Source organism: Aromatoleum sp., assembly GCF_036675785.1.
Taxonomy (GTDB): domain Bacteria; phylum Pseudomonadota; class Gammaproteobacteria; order Burkholderiales; family Rhodocyclaceae; genus Aromatoleum.
Map to the genome: position 1 here is coordinate 71,414 of NZ_JAKFEF010000024.1, position 17,618 is coordinate 89,031.

The 17,618-nt window shown below is 67.0% G+C and carries 16 protein-coding genes; 3 read left to right on the top strand and 13 right to left on the bottom strand.

Annotation, left to right across the window (positions count from 1 at the left end):
• Positions 1–48: 48 nt before the first annotated feature.
• A complete protein-coding gene (locus V6M37_RS06270; protein WP_332671665.1) occupies positions 49–1,104 on the bottom strand; it encodes a hypothetical protein in 1,056 nt (351 codons plus the stop codon).
• A complete protein-coding gene (locus V6M37_RS06275) occupies positions 1,104–2,231 on the bottom strand; it encodes a tyrosine-type recombinase/integrase (protein WP_332671666.1) in 1,128 nt (375 codons plus the stop codon). The genes V6M37_RS06270 and V6M37_RS06275 overlap by 1 nt, the downstream gene beginning before the upstream one ends.
• 424 nt (positions 2,232–2,655) lie before the next feature.
• Between V6M37_RS06275 and V6M37_RS06280 the strand changes: the two genes are divergently transcribed.
• Positions 2,656–3,885, top strand: coding sequence for a Fic family protein (locus tag V6M37_RS06280; RefSeq protein WP_332671667.1), 1,230 nt, complete (start codon positions 2,656–2,658; stop codon positions 3,883–3,885).
• A 274-nt stretch (positions 3,886–4,159) separates the two neighbouring features.
• On the opposite strand, the gene V6M37_RS06285 is transcribed toward V6M37_RS06280, so the two are convergent.
• From V6M37_RS06285 to V6M37_RS06295, 3 genes are all read right to left on the bottom strand, one after another.
• Positions 4,160–5,005, bottom strand: coding sequence for a DMT family transporter (locus V6M37_RS06285; protein WP_332671668.1), 846 nt, complete (start codon positions 5,003–5,005; stop codon positions 4,160–4,162).
• Entirely contained in the window at positions 5,002–6,078 is a 1,077-nt protein-coding gene (locus V6M37_RS06290; protein WP_332671669.1) for a LysR family transcriptional regulator, read from the bottom strand. Before V6M37_RS06290 ends, V6M37_RS06285 begins: the two co-directional genes overlap by 4 nt.
• A gap of 79 nt (positions 6,079–6,157) precedes the next feature.
• Complete coding sequence (locus tag V6M37_RS06295; protein ID WP_332671670.1) at positions 6,158–6,619, bottom strand: OsmC family protein; 462 nt, start codon at positions 6,617–6,619, stop codon at positions 6,158–6,160.
• 350 nt (positions 6,620–6,969) lie between these two features.
• On the opposite strand from V6M37_RS06295, the gene V6M37_RS06300 reads away from it, so the two are divergent.
• Positions 6,970–7,671 carry a hypothetical protein gene (locus V6M37_RS06300; RefSeq protein ID WP_332671671.1) on the top strand — a complete coding sequence of 234 codons (702 nt, stop codon included), beginning with the start codon at positions 6,970–6,972 and terminating at the stop codon, positions 7,669–7,671.
• Positions 7,672–7,695: 24 nt separating this feature from the next.
• Here V6M37_RS06300 and V6M37_RS06305 read toward each other — a convergent pair whose 3' ends face one another.
• The 7 genes from V6M37_RS06305 to V6M37_RS06335 form a co-directional block, all read right to left on the bottom strand.
• Complete coding sequence (locus V6M37_RS06305; RefSeq protein WP_332671672.1) at positions 7,696–8,667, bottom strand: hypothetical protein; 972 nt, start codon at positions 8,665–8,667, stop codon at positions 7,696–7,698.
• A 435-nt stretch (positions 8,668–9,102) separates the two neighbouring features.
• Positions 9,103–9,471, bottom strand: coding sequence for a monovalent cation/H(+) antiporter subunit G (gene mnhG / locus V6M37_RS06310; RefSeq protein WP_332671673.1), 369 nt, complete (start codon positions 9,469–9,471; stop codon positions 9,103–9,105).
• Positions 9,468–9,752 carry a K+/H+ antiporter subunit F gene (locus tag V6M37_RS06315; protein ID WP_332671674.1) on the bottom strand — a complete coding sequence of 95 codons (285 nt, stop codon included), beginning with the start codon at positions 9,750–9,752 and terminating at the stop codon, positions 9,468–9,470. Before V6M37_RS06315 ends, mnhG begins: the two co-directional genes overlap by 4 nt.
• Positions 9,749–10,273 carry a Na+/H+ antiporter subunit E gene (locus V6M37_RS06320; RefSeq protein ID WP_332671675.1) on the bottom strand — a complete coding sequence of 175 codons (525 nt, stop codon included), beginning with the start codon at positions 10,271–10,273 and terminating at the stop codon, positions 9,749–9,751. Before V6M37_RS06320 ends, V6M37_RS06315 begins: the two co-directional genes overlap by 4 nt.
• Positions 10,270–11,904 carry a monovalent cation/H+ antiporter subunit D gene (locus V6M37_RS06325; protein ID WP_332671676.1) on the bottom strand — a complete coding sequence of 545 codons (1,635 nt, stop codon included), beginning with the start codon at positions 11,902–11,904 and terminating at the stop codon, positions 10,270–10,272. Before V6M37_RS06325 ends, V6M37_RS06320 begins: the two co-directional genes overlap by 4 nt.
• Entirely contained in the window at positions 11,901–12,242 is a 342-nt protein-coding gene (locus tag V6M37_RS06330; RefSeq protein WP_332671677.1) for a Na+/H+ antiporter subunit C, read from the bottom strand. Before V6M37_RS06330 ends, V6M37_RS06325 begins: the two co-directional genes overlap by 4 nt.
• Complete coding sequence (locus V6M37_RS06335; protein WP_332671679.1) at positions 12,242–15,151, bottom strand: monovalent cation/H+ antiporter subunit A; 2,910 nt, start codon at positions 15,149–15,151, stop codon at positions 12,242–12,244. The genes V6M37_RS06330 and V6M37_RS06335 overlap by 1 nt, the downstream gene beginning before the upstream one ends.
• 491 nt (positions 15,152–15,642) lie before the next feature.
• Here V6M37_RS06335 and V6M37_RS06340 point away from each other — a divergent pair, with 491 nt between their 5' ends.
• Positions 15,643–16,521, top strand: coding sequence for a universal stress protein (locus V6M37_RS06340; protein WP_332671680.1), 879 nt, complete (start codon positions 15,643–15,645; stop codon positions 16,519–16,521).
• A gap of 71 nt (positions 16,522–16,592) precedes the next feature.
• Here the strand turns inward: V6M37_RS06340 and V6M37_RS06345 are convergent, their stop codons facing one another.
• The gene (locus V6M37_RS06345) at positions 16,593–17,546 is read right to left on the bottom strand and encodes a LysR family transcriptional regulator (protein WP_332671681.1); all 954 of its coding nucleotides are present in this window, start codon (positions 17,544–17,546) and stop codon (positions 16,593–16,595) included.
• Positions 17,547–17,618: the final 72 nt, after the last annotated feature.

Here is a 17,618-nt window from a genome sequence, read left to right on the forward strand (position 1 = left end):
GCCGCAACTCGGCGTAGAAATTCGGCGGCGCAATAATTCTGCGCAGAATTATTTTTTCGACTGGCTGCCGGGAGGTCGGCCGCGTCGTCCGGCGGAACCTCGCGGCAGCATCCTCATGATGTTCGCCACGGTCAGCGTCCCGCGCTCGGATTCGATCTGAAGTTTCTCAGCACGCAGGAAAATTTTTTCGGCCAGCTGCGCTTGGTTGACGTCACGTTCCGCGAGATGCTCAGCGGCCCAGCGGACCCAGTCTTCGACTCGCTTTCGCGGGTTCTTCCCCTGTTTCGTGACGGGCTCGCCCTCTTCGAGTTGACGCTCCTCGGCGGTCAGTTTCGACGTAATCCGCGCAAGGTGTGCTCGCCAAGATGCGATCTGCCCCGAGGTTCGCACGCGCAGCTCGGCGTTCTGTTGCTTGGCGAGATCTCCCTCGAGGTAGCGGATATAGCTCGTGAGAGCGTCGTGATATTCCGGGTTGGCTTCGAGTTCTTGCCGACGTGCCTCCAATGTCGCTGCGTGGGGGTACAGTGCTTCCTGCTCGGTCGGCGGCAGACTCCCAAGCCCCGCGCGCAGTTCGTACACTTGCGCGGCGAGATCCTGCCATTGCTGTAAGAGCGGCGCCCCGGGGTCGGGCTCGATGAAGCGCACGTCGAACCGATCGCCCGTCGCTCCGCCCTCATTGGCGCGGACCGGGATGGGGTCAGCCTCGAGCAGCGCGACGATTCGCGGAAGCTCTGATTCGAGGATGCGGAGATCGTCGACAACGATAGAAGGCGACGTAGGGCCTGCGGTGATAGCTGGTCCGGCGCCCTCCCCCGTATCGAGGTGCCAGGACACGCCTCCAAGCGCAACCTTCCCGTGGAGTGTGAGCAGTTCGAGCTTGATCCGATCCATCCAGCGCGCGACGCCGTCGGTCGAGACCGACGCCTTCGAGCCGTCAGGGTAGAACCACTCGAGTTCGCCGACGCCCGGAGATTGCCATGTCGGGATGCGCGCCCCCAAGCGCACCTTCCCATCGATCGCCATCTCGATCATTTCGTCGATGTCTACTTCTCGTCCGGAGCGCAGGCGCTTACACGCCTTTTCGAGCGTGAGCCAACGCGCCATCAAATCACCTGTACCTTCGCGAGTTGTGCAACGACCTTCTCGCGGATCAGATGTCCATAGTGGCGCGAGATCATCTCGATGCTCGTGCCGGCGATCTTCGCGACGGTCATGGGATCCATGCCCGCGACGAGCATCTCCGAGATCGCGACGTGCCGCAGGCTGTACATCACGACCCCCTCCGGCAGTCCTGCGGATTTGCGGGCTTCCTGAAACGCATCGCGCCATTCGAATCGCGTCCACCGTACTCCGGAGCGCGTGAGCAAGGGTTCGTCCGATTCGCGCTCGTCGGCGCACGTCTTCAGCAGCGCAAGAGCTTGCGGTGAAAGCGGGATCGTCCTTCGTCCGGTCTTGCCGACCACTGTCAGTAGTCCGGCGGGATCGAGGTCCCCGACGTCGCAGGTCGCGAGTTCGCCCGGCCGACAGCCGGTGAGCAGCATCGCGCGAAGAAAGACCGTGAGATCGGGGCTAGCGGCGGCGATGAGCTTCTTGCGATCAAGCATTGTCAGCGAGACGTCGCGCCGCTTCGCCACGCCCTTAAATGCCTCGACGCGGTCCCATTGCGCGGTCGACGATACAAGGCCCATCCGATACGCGAGATTCAGCGCCGCCTTCAACGTCGCAAGATTGCGATTCGCGCTGTCCTTTGCCCGGCGCTCGGCGTCGGGGTCGTCCTCCTCGTCGTCGACATCGACCTGCGCGTTGCGCCAGTCGGTGACATGCGCCGTCCGCAATGCCGGGAGCTTGATCCGGCCGAACTTGTTTTCGTACACGAGGCGCTTGAATCGTCCGTCGGCATCCTTCGCCGTGGCATCGCCCTTCTCACGGCGCCGGTCCTCGACATACCGCTTGCACGCTTCCGCAACGTCGACAACCTCGAGGCTGCCGCCCTTGCATTGCTCGAACCACTCGCGGGCGGCACGCGCTGCGTCGTCGTAATTTGGGTAGCTGCCGAGCGCATGGTACTTCTGCGTCCCGTCGTCCGTGCGCCATCGCGCGATCCACGTCCCGGTACCGTCGTCGAGCTTTCGAAACCCGACGAAGCAGCCCGCCTCGACGCGGTCCCAGTACGGCTCTCGCCGCGAGGGCAGCTTCTTGCGATCGGCAACGGTCTTGATCATTGTCATCATGGTTGTCCGTGTACGGAATCCGTACGGAAAAATACCATGAACTCGGGTGAACGGCAAAGCACTGAAAACACAGCAAAACAAAGACTTAAAAACGTGTGAATACGCCAATTTATTGTGTTCCCCGGCCCTCCGAAGGCAGGGGTCGGACGTTCGAATCGTCTCGGGCGCGCCAGATATCGAAAGGCGCTGATTTCATTAAGAAATCAGCGCTTTTTTCATTTTGACCTGCGCGACGAGTCTGGGCACTCGAAGACGCTCTTGCCCGAGGGTATGCCTTGGACTGGTAAAGCAGAGCCCGGCAGCGGAGAGAAGTGAGAGGAGCAGATCTCCTCAATTTCTTTTCCCTTCCTGGGAGCAGCTTGGTGTGACAGACACTTGTGGCCTAGTTCGCACCGGCAAACCATTGGGCAACTCAGCGACCGACTTGGCCGTCGGCAATGACGACGCGGTCTTGCGGGGAAAGCCTGCTCTAATCGCCGCAAATGCTGCGGCGAAAGTTGTCTATGCGGCAAAAAGCGCCGATAATGACCGCATGAAAAGCGGTGATTGTCAGTACATCTGGCAGGCGCGTGACTGGCCCGAGTGGCGTTACGACCTAGCGGCGCTGGCCGGTCCCTTGGTTGAGGTCGGTCGCGCTCAAGGCATGCTGTTGGGGCGCCTTACCGACGTAGGTTTTTCCCTGCGCGACCAGGCTAGCCTGGCAGCACTCACCGAGGACGTAGTAAAGACCAGCGAGATCGAGGGCGAGCAGCTGAATGTCGAGTCCGTGCGCTCATCGATTGCCCGTCGCCTTGGCGTCGATATCGGCGCGTTAGCTCCGGTAGATCGGCACGTCGAAGGCGTGGTCGAGATGATCCTCGACGCGACGGCCAACTACCAGGCTGTCGTGACGTCGGAGCGGCTCCTTTCCTGGCACGCCGCCTTGTTTCCGACCGGTTACTCTGGCCTTGCCCGAATCAGGATCGGCGCCTGGCGCGATGATGCCAATGGTGCGATGCAGGTCGTGTCAGGCACGGTCGGGCGCCAGCGCGTTCATTTTGAAGCGCCGCCAGCGGAAACCCTGGAGATCGAAATGCGGCGCCTCCTCGCGTGGATTAACGCCGCGCCGAACGAGCCACCGCTCATCAGGGCTGGGCTGGGCCATCTGTGGTTCGTCACCCTTCATCCTTTGGATGACGGCAATGGCCGCATGGCCCGTGCGCTGGGGGATCTGCTTCTTGCCCGGGCCGATGGTGCGCCGCAGCGCTTCTATAGCCTGTCCGCGCAGATCCAGCGCGAACGCAAAAGCTATTACGACATTCTCGAACGAACCCAGAAAGGAAGCCTGGACGTCACTGAATGGCTCGCGTGGTTTCTCGCGACCTTGCATCGGGCGATCGATCAGGCGCAGGTCACCCTCGACTCCGTCCTCGCCAAGGCGCGCTTCTGGCAGCGCTTCGCCGGTGTCCCGGTGAACGAGCGCCAGATCAAGCTGATCAACCGCTTGCTCGACGGCTTCGAGGGTAAGCTCACGACCAGCAAGTGGGCGGCGATTGCCAAGTGTTCTTCGGATACTGCGCTGCGCGACCTTAGCGAGTTGCAGTCGCACGGGATCCTGCAAAAATCGACGGCTGGCGGTCGCAGCACAAGCTACGAGCTCGCCGAACCTGAGTAAGGAGCCGGGATTACGTAGGCAGTACGGTATAGGGTCGGAACAAGACGATGCGTAGCGCCTTCCGGGCCATCTATGCTCGCTGGTGATCACGAAGGTCAGTTTTAGTAGCTTGTCCGGTGAGCGATACAACCTCGATCCAGTGCCCATGCCCGTCGTCTCGGGCGCGCCAGATATCGAAAGGCGCTGATTTCTCCGTGAAATCAGCGCCTTTTCGTTTTGTTCAACTGGCGGCAAAGCGCTGTGGCGAGCGCGCCCGCTCCGTCAAGCTCCAGGGTCATTTCCCGACCCCGCGTCGCGCGATCACGAGCGCGATGCCGCCGAGCACGGCCGCCGACGCGAGCGCAAGGCGCAGCGTGATCGCTTCGTCGAGGAAGACCGCGGCGCCGAGCGCTGCGATCACCGGCACGCTCAGCTGCACGGTCGCCGCGCTCGTCGCCCGCAAGCCGGGTAGCGCGCTGTACCAGATGGCATAGCCGAGGCCGGATGCGAGCGCGCCTGACGCGATGGCGTAGGCGACACCGGCCGCGTCGAGGTCGGCGCGCGGCAGCATCGCGAGACCGAGGACCGCGGCGAACGGCAGCGCGCGGATGAAATTGCCAGCCGTGACCGAGGTCGCGTTGCCGGCGCCGCGGCCGCGCAGCGAATAGACGCCCCACGCGATGCCCGAGGCGATCATCAGGGCGGCACCGCCCGCGGGCGGTGCCGCCAGTCCGGGCAGCAGCAGCCCGACCAAGCCGCCGCCCGCGAGCGTGAGCCCCGCCCATTGGACGACGTCGAGCCGCTCGCCGCGCCACAGCCCGTAGCCGATCATCGTCGCCTGCACCGCGCCGAACAGCAGCAGCGCGCCGGCCGCGGCCGGCAGCGTGAGGTAGGCGTACGAGAATGCCGCCGCATATGCGAACAGTGCCAACGCGGACGGCCAGTTGCCGTGCGGGCCGACCAGACCGCCGCGTACGCGGACGACCAGCCACAGCATCAGCGCGCCGGACGCGAGCCGGATCGCGGTGAAGCTCGCGGCGTCGATATGCGTGTCGCGCAGCGCGATGCGGCAAAGCAGCGAGTTCGCGGCGAACGCGAGCATCGCGGCGACGGTCAGCGCGGCGGTCCTCGCCGGGCTCATTGCGGCGACGCCTCGACGGCCGCACGCGACCGCGCGGCATACCCGTCGGCGTCGGCCTGCCCGACCTCGTCGAGCAGCCAGTCGCGGAACGCGGCGACGACCGGGCGTTCGAGCGACGCCGGCGGACAGACGACGTGGTAGGCGAGGCGCGAGCGCAACGGCAGGTCGAACGCGACGACGAGCTTGCCCGCTTCGAGCTCGGCGCGCGTCAGGGCAGGGCTCGCGAGCAGCACGCCCTGTCCGGTGATCGCCGCTTCAAGCGCGAGGAGTCCGTTGCCGAAGCGCTGTTCCCGCAGCGGCCCGCTCGGCGTCACGCCGGCCGCGCGCAGCCATTCGTTCCAGCCTGAGCGCTCCGCGCCACGCAGCAGCGTCGCATCGACGAGCAGCGGCAGCGTGAGCAGCGCGTCCGGTGTCGGCAGGCGCTCGACGAGGGCCGGCGCGCACATCGGCACCCGCACGAGCTCGAGCAGTGCGGCCGCGTCGAGGCCGGCGTAACGCCCGTAACCGAGCCGCACCGAGAGATCGATGCCGGAGCGCTGAAACGCGGCCGCCGTGACCGGCCCGCCGGGCTCGGCATCCACCGAACTCAAGCTTGCCTGCAGCCGCACTTCAGCGTCGGGGCAGCGCGCGTAATACCGGTGCAACCGCGGCACCAGCCACTTCGTCGCCAACAGCGGCTCGGCGCACACGGTGACGACCCAACGCCCTTCGCCGTGCGCACGCATCCGGTCGACCGCGTCGGCGAGCGCGGCGAAGCCTTCCTGTAGTCGCGGCAGCGCAGCCTCCGCGGCACGGCTCGGTATGACCTTCCGATGGTGGCGTTCGAAGAGTTCGACGCCGAGGTGGTCCTCGAGCGCTTTGATCTGGTGGCTAATCGCGGCCGGCGACACATGAAGCGCCTTCGCTGCCGCGGCGAAACTCCCGAGCCGGGCCGCGACCTCGAAATAGCTCAGCGCCGTCAGCGGCGGCATGCGTTTGAGCGGCGCCGCCAGGACACCGCCGTACGTTTGCGGCGGGGCTTCTTCGACCGCGGGCGCCGGAACGTCGAACGATGATGGGAATGTTCTTTTCATCGCGCCATCCTAACGCGGCGCGCCGGGCGGTGACGAAGCCCGGGCGGCGACCGGGGCTCGCCTTGCGGCGCGTTGGATCTCAGGCCGGCTCGGTGACGGGATTGACCGTCACTGTCGCAGTAATGGAATGTGCAATGAAGCAGTTCCGGTGCGCGCCTGCGTGCAGTCGCGTGAGCGCCGCGTCGTCGGGCTGCTTGTCGCCGCCGAAACGCACCTGCGGCGACAGCTCGATCCTCGTGACCGCCATACGCCCGTCGGCATTCTTCTCGAGATGCGCGACCGGCGCGTCGCGGTAATGCTCGACGCGGAAGCCCTGGAGCTCCGCGATCGCGAGGAAAGTAAGCATGTGGCAGCTCGCCAGCGCGGTCAGCAGCAGTTGCTCGGGGTCGGCGCACGCCGGGTCGCCCTTGTAGTCGACCGCCGCCGACACCGCGACCGTCTGATCGCCGTTGAGTGTCGCGACGTGATTGCGCGAATAGGTGTTGGCGTCGGCCGCGTGCGGCGCGCGCTGCCAGTCGATGAGCGTGTGATGCTGGGACATGGTGCCTCCGTTCGGATCTTCGAATGAGCGGGGCTATCGTAGGCCGGAGCGGCGTTCCGCGTAAAACGATCGTTTCTAACGGCGAGGCTTAGGAAAGCTCATGTGAAATGGCGTCGAGCGCGCTGAAGGCGGGAGCGCGCCGATCAGCCGGGCGGAACGTCCGACGACTTCGCGAGGGCTTCCCTTGTTGCCGGCGGAGTCCGTGCCGTGGCATATGCATACGTCAGGAATGACGCACGCGGATACAATTCTTCCGGTTCTTCCATCAAACGGTTTTCATGTCCGCTCCGCCCGCTGGGCCCCGGGCGCGCTGCCTGTGCCTCGATATTGAAACGGCTCGCGGGGACCGCATGAGTCTGCGCGAGCTCGGCGCGTTCCGCCCCGACCTCGACACGCGGCTGAAGCTCGCCGGCAAGGCGCCCGATCTCGTCCGCAAGCTCGATGCGATAACTAAAGGCGCGGCCTTCGTCCTCGGCCACAACGTCGTGGCTTTCGACCAGCCCGCGCTCGCGGCGCTGCACCCCGAACTCGCACTGCATCGCCTGCCGCTGATCGACACGCTGGAGCTTTCGCCCGTCGCCTTCCCGCAGAATCCGTATCACCGGCTGGTGAAGGACTACAAGCTCTGCACGACGACGCGCAATGACCCGGTGCGCGACGCGGAGCTCGCCTACGAGCTCTTCGTGGACCAGAACGAGGCCCTGCAGCAGCGCGTCGCCGAGCACCCGGATGAGGCGCTGTGCCTGCATTACTTGCTCGCACCGGAGAACGGCAAGGGTGTGGCGAACTTCTTCGCAACCCTGCGGCGCGCGCTGCGGCCATCGTTGGCTGAGGCCGCTGCGGCGTGGCAGCGCGCCACCGCCGGCAAGGTCTGCATCACGGGCCAGCGCTGGGTAATGGAACACTGCCTGCGGATTGCCTGCGCTGCGGGCCGGCGTCGGCGACGCGGGCTTGCCGCCGCTAACCCACTCGACACCGAGCGGGTTCGGAGCCTGTGCCGATGCCGGGAGGGCGATTGTGATCGCGAGGGGCAGCAGGAAGATCCGTCGTGAGGCTAGCCTCATGTCACCCCTCCTTCAGCGCCCCTTCGGGCAGCTCATCGACGCCCGCGCGTCGCCGTTGAACACGAGATCGATCTGCGGCTTGCCGCCGTTTTTCATGGAGAACTTGCCGGTCGCGTTGGCCATCGTGCCGGTGAAGCGCATCGCGCCGCCGTCGGAGAGCGTGTAGCTGCCGCTGTCGTTGCCCACCGCGTAACCGCCGCCGGGCTGGATGACGACGTCCGTGTAAGTGTAGTTGAGCTGACCGTTGTCGAAGGTGTAGCAGCTGTACTTCCCGGTCGGGATCGCGCTTGACCCGCTGGTTGCGGGTGGCGGGGTCGTGGAGGCGGGGGCGGCTTGGGCAGTCCTGCCCGGTGACGACTGCGTGCCCGCGGCCGGCCGCATGCGCGTAGCGTTGACCCAATCGTCCCAGTTTGAACCGTAGCCGTCGTAGGAGACCAGGCAGGTTCCCATGTGGTCGGGGCCGTCGAGCACCTTGGCGGGATACCATTGCCCGCCGTATAGCACGCTGACCGCGGCGCCTTTCGTGCATAGCCCCGAGGTCGGTGTGGACCTCGGGGTGGTCGCGGTCGCGACCGGGACCGGCGCGGCCGACCGGAGGTCGACCCCGGTGTCGTTGCGCACGACGCGGTACCAGGCGTTTTCCATCTCCTGCAGCGATTGCTGCATCTTGTCGCGCGTCTGCGCGGGGCAGGGGCGATTGGCGAAAGTCGCGGCGCTTTGTTCGCGCGCTTGCCGGCGGCGCTCTTCCACGACGACGAGCACGGCAATGATGTCGGTGGGGCTCAGATCGAAGTGCGGGAGACCGCGCGCGTACGCGTCGAGCAGCGTCTGACCGCCCCTGCTGCCGCAGTAGTCCGCGGCGCCGATCAGCGGTGCGATATTCATGCCCATCTCGGTGAACTTCGCGCGCCCGCCGCCATCGGCGAGTGCGGTGAGGGACAGGGGCAGGCCGACGGCGAGCAGCAGGGCCGTGCGTTTCGGCATGTTCTTTTTCTCCTGGCAATCGGGGGAACACTGGGCGCTGCGAATCGGCGCGTTTGTCCCGAATTATGCGAGGGCGATGACGAAGGCCGCGCGGGCGAAAGTCTCGGATCGGCGCACGACGTCGCGCTGGCGGGGAGGTATTAGCGATGGCCGCGGGTGTTGTTGCGACCGCCGGGCACGGCGTGCGGCGCCCAAGTCGGCGACTCGATCGCCCGCGCGGCCGCTTCGGTACCCGCCGGACGAACAGGACGTCGGAGCGTGCCGGTGCACCACACGCCGGCGCGCTCGCGCAGGCTCAGGATGCCGCGGTCACGATCGTGCGGCGGCGGGCTCCTGCGGGCCGGGTATTTGCGGCTGTAGCCGGATGACGCCCAGCAAGACCGGAACAAGCCGGTGCCGTGTCGGTGCGGGTGAGGACCTCGGGTCGCCGCGCGCCTACCTCAGCCCTCTGTCTCCCGCACCCGGATCGTCCGAGCCTGCGGAGCGCTTGTGCTGCGGGTCCCGATAGACCGCCGCGCGCATGATCATCATCGCGACGACCGGCGCGGTCATCAGCACGAACACGCCGATGAGCAGTTCGTGAATCACCAGCCTCGACTGGGCGACGGTGAAATGGATCATCGACGCGACGAGAATGCAGCCCGCCCCGAGCGTGATGGTGATCGCCGGGCCGTGGATGCGCTGGTAGAAGGTTTTCAGGCGCAGCAGCCCGATCGTGCCGATCAGCGCGATCACGCCGCCCAGTACGAGCAGGAACGCGACCGGCAGCGCGGCCCACCACGGGAGCGATTCGGCGACGCTCATTCGATCACCTCCCCCCGCATCAGAAACTTCGCCAGCGCGATCGTCGACACGAAGCCGATCAGCGCGATCAGCAGCGCCGCTTCGAAGTAGATCTCGCTGCCGTGGCGGATGCCGAGCATCAGCGCGAGCAGCATCGTGCACATCCACAGCGTGTCGAGGGCCAGCACACGGTCCTGCGCCGACGGGCCGATCAGCAGGCGCACGGTACAAAGAACCATCGCGAGCACCACGCACGCGAGCGCGAAGGTGATTGCGGCGGACAGCAGCGTCGCGGTCGTCATGCCTTCTCTCCTCGATCCGCCAACGCGGAAGGTTCGAACAACTCGATGATCGGCTGCTCGTAATGGGCCTTGATCGTATCCACCCACCATTGTTCGTCGTGCAGGTCGAACACGTGCAGGAGCAGTTCGTGGGTGTCGGGCAGGATCTCGACCCAGACCGTCCCCGGCGTCGAGTTGATCAGGCAGGACAGCAGCGCGAGGCCGTGCGGATTGCGCAGATCGAGCGGCACGCGGACGAACTGCGAATTCACCTGCGCCGACCGGCGGAACAGGATGATGCCGCCGACGTTGAAGCACGAGCGCACGATCTCGATCGCGGACAGCCACAACAGCCGGCCGAACGCGAACGGTCTGGCGACGTGCGGGTGCCCGTGAGGCTGCAGCGGCCGCGCGAGCAGCGGCGCGACGATCCCGAGCAGGCCGCCGAGCAGCCAGTGCGCGGGGGCGACGCTCTGGCTGAGGAGCAGCCACATCAGCAGCAGGCAGACCGACAGCAGCGGCGAAGGCAGCCAGCGCCTCATCGCGGGCCTCCGTCGGCCGGCGCACGGATCACCGGCAACTCGCCCAGCACGCGCTCGCTGTATTCGGCACTGCGCGACAGTCCATCGACGGTGCGGCCCAGGTAGTCGAACACCGGCCCGGCCTGAACCGTCAGCAGCACGCACAACACGACGAGCGCCGTCACCGGCGCCGCCTCCGAGAATTGCAGCGCCGGCGGCGTCACCGCTCCCGAAGCCCAGAAGGTCCGCACGCCGAGCCGCATCAGCGCGATGATCGCCGCAAGGCCGGCCATTACCACCAGCGTGATTAGCACCCAGGTCGTCGCCGGCACGCCTTCCGGCCGGCCGGCCGACGCTTCGAGCAGCGCGTGAAACAGGCTGAACTTCGCGACGAAGCCCGACAGCGGCGGCAGGCCGCTGATCACGAGGGCGCACGCGGCGAAGCTCAGGCCGAGGAAGGCCAGCGTACCGGGGATGCCGACGCCGACTGGGTCTTCCGGCTTGTCCTCGATCGCGAACGCCTCCATCGTGATCGCCAGCAGCGACGCGCCGGGCGGCCGGATCCGCTCGGTGAGTTCGATCAGCAACATGAAGGCCGCCATCGCCAGCGTCGACCCGAGCAGGTAGTACAGGCCCGCCGCGAGCACGCCCGGGCCGGACTGACCGATCACCGCGAGCACCGTGCCCGACGAGACGACCGCGCCATAGCCCGCCATGCGCCCGCCGTCCTGGCTCGCGAGCATGCCGATCGCACCGAACAGCAGCGTCGCCATGCCGCCGAGCGTCAGCGCCGCGAAGCCGAAACCCGCGAGCGCCTCCGCCTCGTTCCCGAACACCGCGAGCCACACCCGCAACACGGCATACACGCCGACCTTGGTCATCAGCACGAACATCGCGGCCACCGGCGGCGACGCGGACGCGTAGGTGCCGGGCAGCCAGAAGCCAAGCGGCCACATCGCGCCTTTCGTCAGGAACGCGAGCGCCAGCACGCTCGCACCGATGCGCAGCAGGTAGGCGTCCTGCGCGCCGAGCAGGCCGACGCGGCCGGTGAGGTCGGCGATGTTGAGCGTGCCGGTCGCCGCGTAGATCAGCGCGACGCCGATCAGGAACATGAAGGATGCGACCAGGTTGATCGCGATGTACTGCATGCCGGCGCGGATACGGCGCAGGTTGTAGCCGTGGAGCACCAGCCCGTAGGACGCGGCGAGCATCACTTCGAAGAACACGAACAGGTTGAACAGGTCGTTCGTCAGGAACGCCCCGTTGAGCCCCATCAGCAGGAACTGGAACAGCGAATGGAAATGCACGCCGACGCGGTCCCAGCGCTGCGCCGAGAACACCAGCACCGCGAGTGCGATCGTCGCCGTCAGCACGAGCATCAGGGCCGTGAGCCGATCGACCATCAGCGCGATGCCGAACGGCGCGGCCCAGTTCGACGCGAGATACACGCCGATGCCGTTCGGCCAATGCCCGCCATCGACCTTCAGCAGCAGCACGACGCCCACCACCCACAGCAGCACGGTGCTCGACAGGCTCAGCGCAAATTTCAGCCCATGCCGGCTCTGGGTTACCGGGATGATGAAGGCCCCGATCAGCAGCGGCAGCAGGACCGGAACGACGATGAGATGTTGCAGCCAGGGCATCGCGGTCATTCGCGGGGCTCCTCGCCGTCGACATGGTCGCTGCCGGTCAGGCCGCGCGCGCCGATCATGATCACCAGGTAGAGCGCGGTCGTCGCGAAGCCGATCACGATCGCGGTCAGCACCAGCCCCTGCGGCAGCGGGTCGGCGAACTGCGCTGGATCGACGAGCGCATCAGGGGTGATCGGCGCCCGGTCGACCCACAGGCGCCCCATCGCGAAGATGAACAGGTTGACCGCATAGGACATCAGCAGCAGCCCGGTGATGAGCTGGAAGGTCCGCGGGCGCAGGATCAGCCAGATCCCCGAACCGAACATCACTCCCACCGCAATCGCGACCACCATTTCCATCAGGCCGCCCTCCCGCCGGGCGCCGGCCGCTCGGCGTCGGGCGCTCCGGCCACCGGCACGCGGTGGCCCCGCAAGGACTGGTGCGCCAGCGCGACCAGCATCAGCATCGTCGTCCCGACGACCACCGTGAACACGCCGAGATCGAACACGAAAGCGCTCGGCAGATGCAGTTCGCCGAGCAGCGGCCAGTCGACGTGGGCGGTATGCGTCGTCAGGAAGGGATGGCCGAACAGCCACGCGCCGATGCCGGTCGCACCCGCGAGGATCAGTCCGAATCCCAGCCAGCGGTGGGGTCGCAGGCTGAGGTGGCTCTCGACCCAGACGGCGCCGGCGAGCATGTACTGGACCAGGATCGCGACCGCGAAGATCAGGCCCGCGACGAAGCCTCCGCCGGGGAGGTTGTGTCCGCGCATGAAGAAGTAAACGGCGATCACCCCCATGAACGGCAGCAGCAGGCGCAGGTAGATGCCGGGCACCAGCAGGTAGCCGCGATTGGCCTGCTCGGCCGGGGTCTGCCGGGATGCGGGATCGAGGTCATTTGTCTGCTGCGGCGGGATCTCGGCACTGTCGGGTGCGGGCCGGAAGCGGCGCAGCAACGCATACACGGTGAGCGCGACGACCGCCAGCACCGTGACCTCGCCGAGCGTGTCGAAGCTGCGGAAATCCACGAGCAGGACGTTCACGACGTTGCTGCCGCCGCCTCCGCTCAGCGCGTTGACCAGGAAGAAGTCGGAGATCGTGTTCGACGCCGGATGCACCAGCACCGCATAGGTCAGCGCCGCCATCGCGAGGCCGCCGACCACCGCGATCGTCATGTCGCGCGAGCGGCGCAGCCAGACGCGGCGCGGGATGCTCAGCTGAAGCACCTTCGGCTCGATGCGCGGCGGCAGCCAGCGCAGGCCGAGCACGATCAGCACTGTCGTGACGGTTTCCACCATCAACTGGGTCAACGCGAGGTCGGGCGCCGACAGCCACAGGAAAGTCGCCGCGGTTACGATGCCGGTGCCGCCGATCAGCATCAGCGCCGCGAGGCGATGGAATTTCGCCATCCACGCGCCCGCGACCGCGCAGGTCCCGCCGATGATCCAGATGCCGGCGAAGAGCGGATCGAAGCCGTGCACCGGCAGTACGGTCCAGTCCGGCGGCGTGCCGGCCAACAGCAGCGGAACGACCAGCAGCGCCAGCATCATCATCAGCAGTTGCGCCTGCAGACGCGTCGTGCCGAGGTGCTGCAACAGCCATGCAGCCGAACGCGTCAGGTACGCCATCGAGGTCTCATAGGCCTGGGCGCCGTTGAAGCGATCGATCAACGGCACGTTCGTCCGCTGCCGCAGGTTGAAGTGCCGCCGCAGCACCGCATAGAACGTCACGCCGCCGAGCAGCGCCACGACGCTCATCATCAGCGGCAAATTGACGCCGTGCCAGACGGCGAGGTCGTAGCGCGGGGTACTCACGCCCAAGGTCGCGGTGGCCGCGATATCGAGGAACGGCCCGATACTGCGCGCCGGGATGATCCCGACGACGAGGCAGGCGAGCACCAGCAATTCCACCGGGAAACGCATCCAGCGCGGCGGCTCGTGCGGCTCGCGCGGGAGCTCCCCCGAAGGCCGGCCGAAGAAGATCGAAATGAAGCGCAGCGAATACGCGACGCCGAACATCCCCATCGCGACCGCGGCCACCGACATCCACCAGTTTGTGTCGCCGCCGACGAGGAGCGTTTCCGCGAAGAACATCTCCTTCGACAGGAAGCCGTTCAGCAGCGGCACGCCTGCCATCGCCCCGCTGGCGACGATCGCGAGCATTCCCGTGAACGGCAGCTTCGGGAGCAGCCCCCCGAGGATGCGCAGGTCGCGCGTGCCGGTTTCGTGGTCGATGATCCCGGCCGCCATGAACAGCGAGGCCTTGAACGTTGCGTGGTTGAGGATATGGAAGAGGGCCGCGACCATCGCCAGCGGCGTGCCGATCCCGATCAGCACGGTGATCAGGCCGAGGTGGCTGATCGTCGAATACGCCAGCAAACCCTTCAGGTCGTGCTGGAAGATCGCGATGAACGCGCCGAGCAGCAGCGTGCAGACCCCCGCGCCGCCGATGATCCAGGTCCATTCCGGCGTCCCGGACAGCGTCGGCCACAGCCGCACGAGCAGGAACACCCCCGCCTTGACCATCGTCGCCGAGTGCAGGTAGGACGACACCGGCGTCGGCGCCGCCATCGCGTGCGGCAGCCAGAAATGGAACGGAAACTGCGCGCTCTTCGTGAGCGCCCCGAGCGCAATCAGGGCCAGCGCGACGCGATACAGGTCGTGGCTGCGGACCGTGTCGCCCGCCGCCAGCACCACGTCGAGATCGTAACTGCCGACGATGTGTCCGAGCACGAGCACGCCGGCGAAAAGGCACAGGCCCCCGGCCCCCGTCACGGTGAAGGCCATCCGCGCGCCGCGGCGGGCATCGGCGCGGTGATGCCAGTACCCGATCAGCAGGAAAGACGTGAGGCTGGTGAGCTCCCAGAACACCACCAGCTGAACCAGGTTGCCCGACAGCACCACGCCCAGCATCGACCCCATGAAGGCCAGCAGGAACGAGAAGAAGCGCGGCACCGGATCTTCCGGCGACATGTAGTAGCGCGCGTACACGATCACCAGCAGCCCGATCGCGAGCACCAGCAGCGTGAAGACCCAGGCGAGTCCGTCGACCCGCAGCACGAAATGGAGACCTTGCGCCGGAAGCCACGCGAACTCCGTGCGCAGGATCGCCCCGGCCGAGATGTCCGGGTACAGCGACGCGGCGACCAGCAGGCCCCAGCCCGCCACGCCGGCCGCGAGCCACGCCTCGCCGTTGCGCGCGTTTTGCGGCAGCAGCGCCGCGATCAGGCTGCCGATGAAGGGAACGAAAACGAGGGAAGCAAGCAGCATCGGGCCGTGAGCGGGAAGCGGACTATTCAGCGGGACTATTCGATCAGCACGGAATGACGCGACGGCAGGCCCCGGGACCTCACCCGCGCGGTGCCAAGAAAGTGACCGCGAACCATACCACGGCAAATTCGACGCGACGCAGGGTAGCGAAGAACAGGCGGGTGCGACAAGCGTCCGTCGTCCGCAGCGCACCGCGAACGGGTAGCGCACCAGCATTCGTCGTGCGGCCGGACGGCTCAGCGCGATCGCTTTCAGTCGTTCCGGGTTCGAGAACGACAGGTCGGGGCGTACGCGACGCGAAGCCGCCGAACGAACGCTTCGTCCATCGTCCGGCCCCTCGGGGGATGGCGGGGGGAAGGCTAAACTGTGGACCGGCTCGGTGCGGCGGAGATCGGCAGCAGGCGTTCAGCGCGAATTCTCACCGGATCGCAGCTACGATCAACCCGGCGGACCCTGGCCGTCCCTCCCAACGTCGAACGGAGAAATTCGCAGTGACTCCCTTCAAGCGGCTGCTCGCCGCGACCGATCTTTCCGCTCCCGCGCGGCACGCCGCGGAACGGGCGGCGCTCCTCGCCCGCGAACTCGGCGCGAGCCTCGACCTGCTTCATGTCGTGAATCCCGCGCCGATCGAAAAGCTGCGGCAGCTCGTCGCCGACATGCCCGCTGAGGTCGCGCAACGTGTGGTCGACGCGACGCGGGACGAATTGCGCGAGCTGGGTGCAACCGTGCAGAAGCATCGAGGCATCACCGCAGGCGTGCGGGTCGCGATCGGGCCGCTGATTCAGGAACTGTCCGCCCATGCGCAAGCCGTCGATCTGCTCGTTCTCGGCGCCCGCGGCAGCAGTTTCATGCGCCACCTGTTGCTCGGCTCCACCGCCGAACGGATGCTGCGCAAGACGCCGCGGCCGATGCTGGTCGTCAAGCAGCCGCCGCACGAGCCGTACCGCTGCCTGCTCGTGCCGGTCGATTTCTCGGCGTACTCGATGCGCGCCGTGCGCGCCGCGCGGGCGGCCGCTCCGGACGCGAACATCGTGCTGCTGCACGCGTTCGAAGTCCCCGTCGAGGGCAAGTTACGCTTGGCCGGCGTCGAGGCCGACCTGATCCACCGCTACCGCGTCGCCGCGAAGCAGGACGCGCTCGCGAATTTGCGGCAATTGCGCGACGAGGCGGGGCTGGCGCCCGACACGACGCGGCTCGTCGTCGTCCACGGCGACGCGTCGCGGAACATCGTCGAACAGGAGCAGGAACAGGACTGCGACCTGATCGTCGTCGGCAAGCACGGCGAAAGCGCGGTCGAGGACCTGCTGCTCGGCAGCGTGACGAAGCACGTCCTCGCCGAGTCGCAGTGCGACGTGCTCGTGACGGTTTGAGGGCGGGACGGCCTCGCCGCTGCGTGCCGGAACGGCGCCCCGGCGTCGGGCTTCGCTTCGCTCACCCCGACCTACGACGGCTCCGTCGGGCGCCGAGCCGGGCCCCGGGTCGGATCGGCCGTGTCGGCTGACCGCGCCGCTTCGCCGCCGGCCTGGGCCAGCAGTTTGCGGATCGCCGGGTGTTCGACTTTGCGGTCGGCGAGGATCGCGTAGAAATTCTCGACGACGTCGGGGCAGCGGCCGAGGAGCGTCAAGCCGCGGCCGCGGGTGAGTTCGTCGGACGACCATTCGGGCGCCGGGAAGACGCCGAGGCCGCTTTCGCCGAACGTCGCGAGCAGCGCGTGGTCCTCGAACTCGCCGACGATTCTCGGCCGGATGCCATGGCGCGCGAGCCAGTCGTCGAGCCGCGCGCGCACCGCGGAATGCGTCGTCGGCATCAGCACCGGGAGCCGGCCGAGGCACGCGGGAAATTCGATGTTCGCGCCATCCAGCAGCGCGGCGGGCGCGTACCACGCGAGCGATGTTTTTTCGAGCCGGTGGCTGAAGACGCGCAGGTTCCGGTTCGTCGGCGCCGGACGGTCGGCGAGCACGACGTCGAGGCGGTGCAGCGCGAGTTCGGCGAGCAGGTCGTCGAAGTTGTCTTCGTGGCACAGCAGACGCAGGTCCGGCGCCTGCACCGCGGGCTGCAGCAGGTGCCGGACCGCGAGCTTCGGCAGGCTGTCGGCGATGCCGACCGCGAGGCGGACGCCCTTCGCCGCCGCGGCCTCCTGCACCGCCGCCGGCAGCGCTTCGCCGAGCTGGAAGATCTGCTCGGCGTAGTGCGCGGCGGTCGCCCCGGCGTCGGTCAGCTCGATGCCGCGCCCCGCCGAACGGAAGAGCGCGTGACCGAGCGAGCGCTCGAGTTCGCGGACCTGCGTGCTCACCGTCTGCACCGCCATGTCGAGCCGCTCGGCTGCCCGCGCGATGCCCCCTTCCTTGGCTGCGACCCAGAAGTAATAGAGATGGCGAAAGTTTACGGGGTGCATGGCGGTTCCGTTTTTCAGAACTAAAAGTACGACAAATTCACCTTCATTGGAAGTAAAAGGCTGCGTATCGTT

Coding starts and splice junctions, on each gene's coding strand:
- V6M37_RS06320 (WP_332671675.1), bottom strand. CDS start 10,273: ATGAGGCGCTGGCTGCCTTCGCCGCTGCTGTCGGTCTGCCTGCTGCTG.
- V6M37_RS06275 (WP_332671666.1), bottom strand. CDS start 2,231: ATGATGACAATGATCAAGACCGTTGCCGATCGCAAGAAGCTGCCCTCG.
- V6M37_RS06315 (WP_332671674.1), bottom strand. CDS start 9,752: ATGACGACCGCGACGCTGCTGTCCGCCGCAATCACCTTCGCGCTCGCG.
- V6M37_RS06290 (WP_332671669.1), bottom strand. CDS start 6,078: ATGAAAAGAACATTCCCATCATCGTTCGACGTTCCGGCGCCCGCGGTC.
- V6M37_RS06270 (WP_332671665.1), bottom strand. CDS start 1,104: ATGGCGCGTTGGCTCACGCTCGAAAAGGCGTGTAAGCGCCTGCGCTCC.
- V6M37_RS06335 (WP_332671679.1), bottom strand. CDS start 15,151: ATGCTGCTTGCTTCCCTCGTTTTCGTTCCCTTCATCGGCAGCCTGATC.
- V6M37_RS06330 (WP_332671677.1), bottom strand. CDS start 12,242: ATGGAAATGGTGGTCGCGATTGCGGTGGGAGTGATGTTCGGTTCGGGG.
- V6M37_RS06345 (WP_332671681.1), bottom strand. CDS start 17,546: ATGCACCCCGTAAACTTTCGCCATCTCTATTACTTCTGGGTCGCAGCC.
- V6M37_RS06325 (WP_332671676.1), bottom strand. CDS start 11,904: ATGACCGCGATGCCCTGGCTGCAACATCTCATCGTCGTTCCGGTCCTG.
- V6M37_RS06300 (WP_332671671.1), top strand. CDS start 6,970: ATGAGTCTGCGCGAGCTCGGCGCGTTCCGCCCCGACCTCGACACGCGG.
- mnhG (WP_332671673.1), bottom strand. CDS start 9,471: ATGAGCGTCGCCGAATCGCTCCCGTGGTGGGCCGCGCTGCCGGTCGCG.
- V6M37_RS06285 (WP_332671668.1), bottom strand. CDS start 5,005: ATGAGCCCGGCGAGGACCGCCGCGCTGACCGTCGCCGCGATGCTCGCG.
- V6M37_RS06295 (WP_332671670.1), bottom strand. CDS start 6,619: ATGTCCCAGCATCACACGCTCATCGACTGGCAGCGCGCGCCGCACGCG.
- V6M37_RS06305 (WP_332671672.1), bottom strand. CDS start 8,667: ATGCCGAAACGCACGGCCCTGCTGCTCGCCGTCGGCCTGCCCCTGTCC.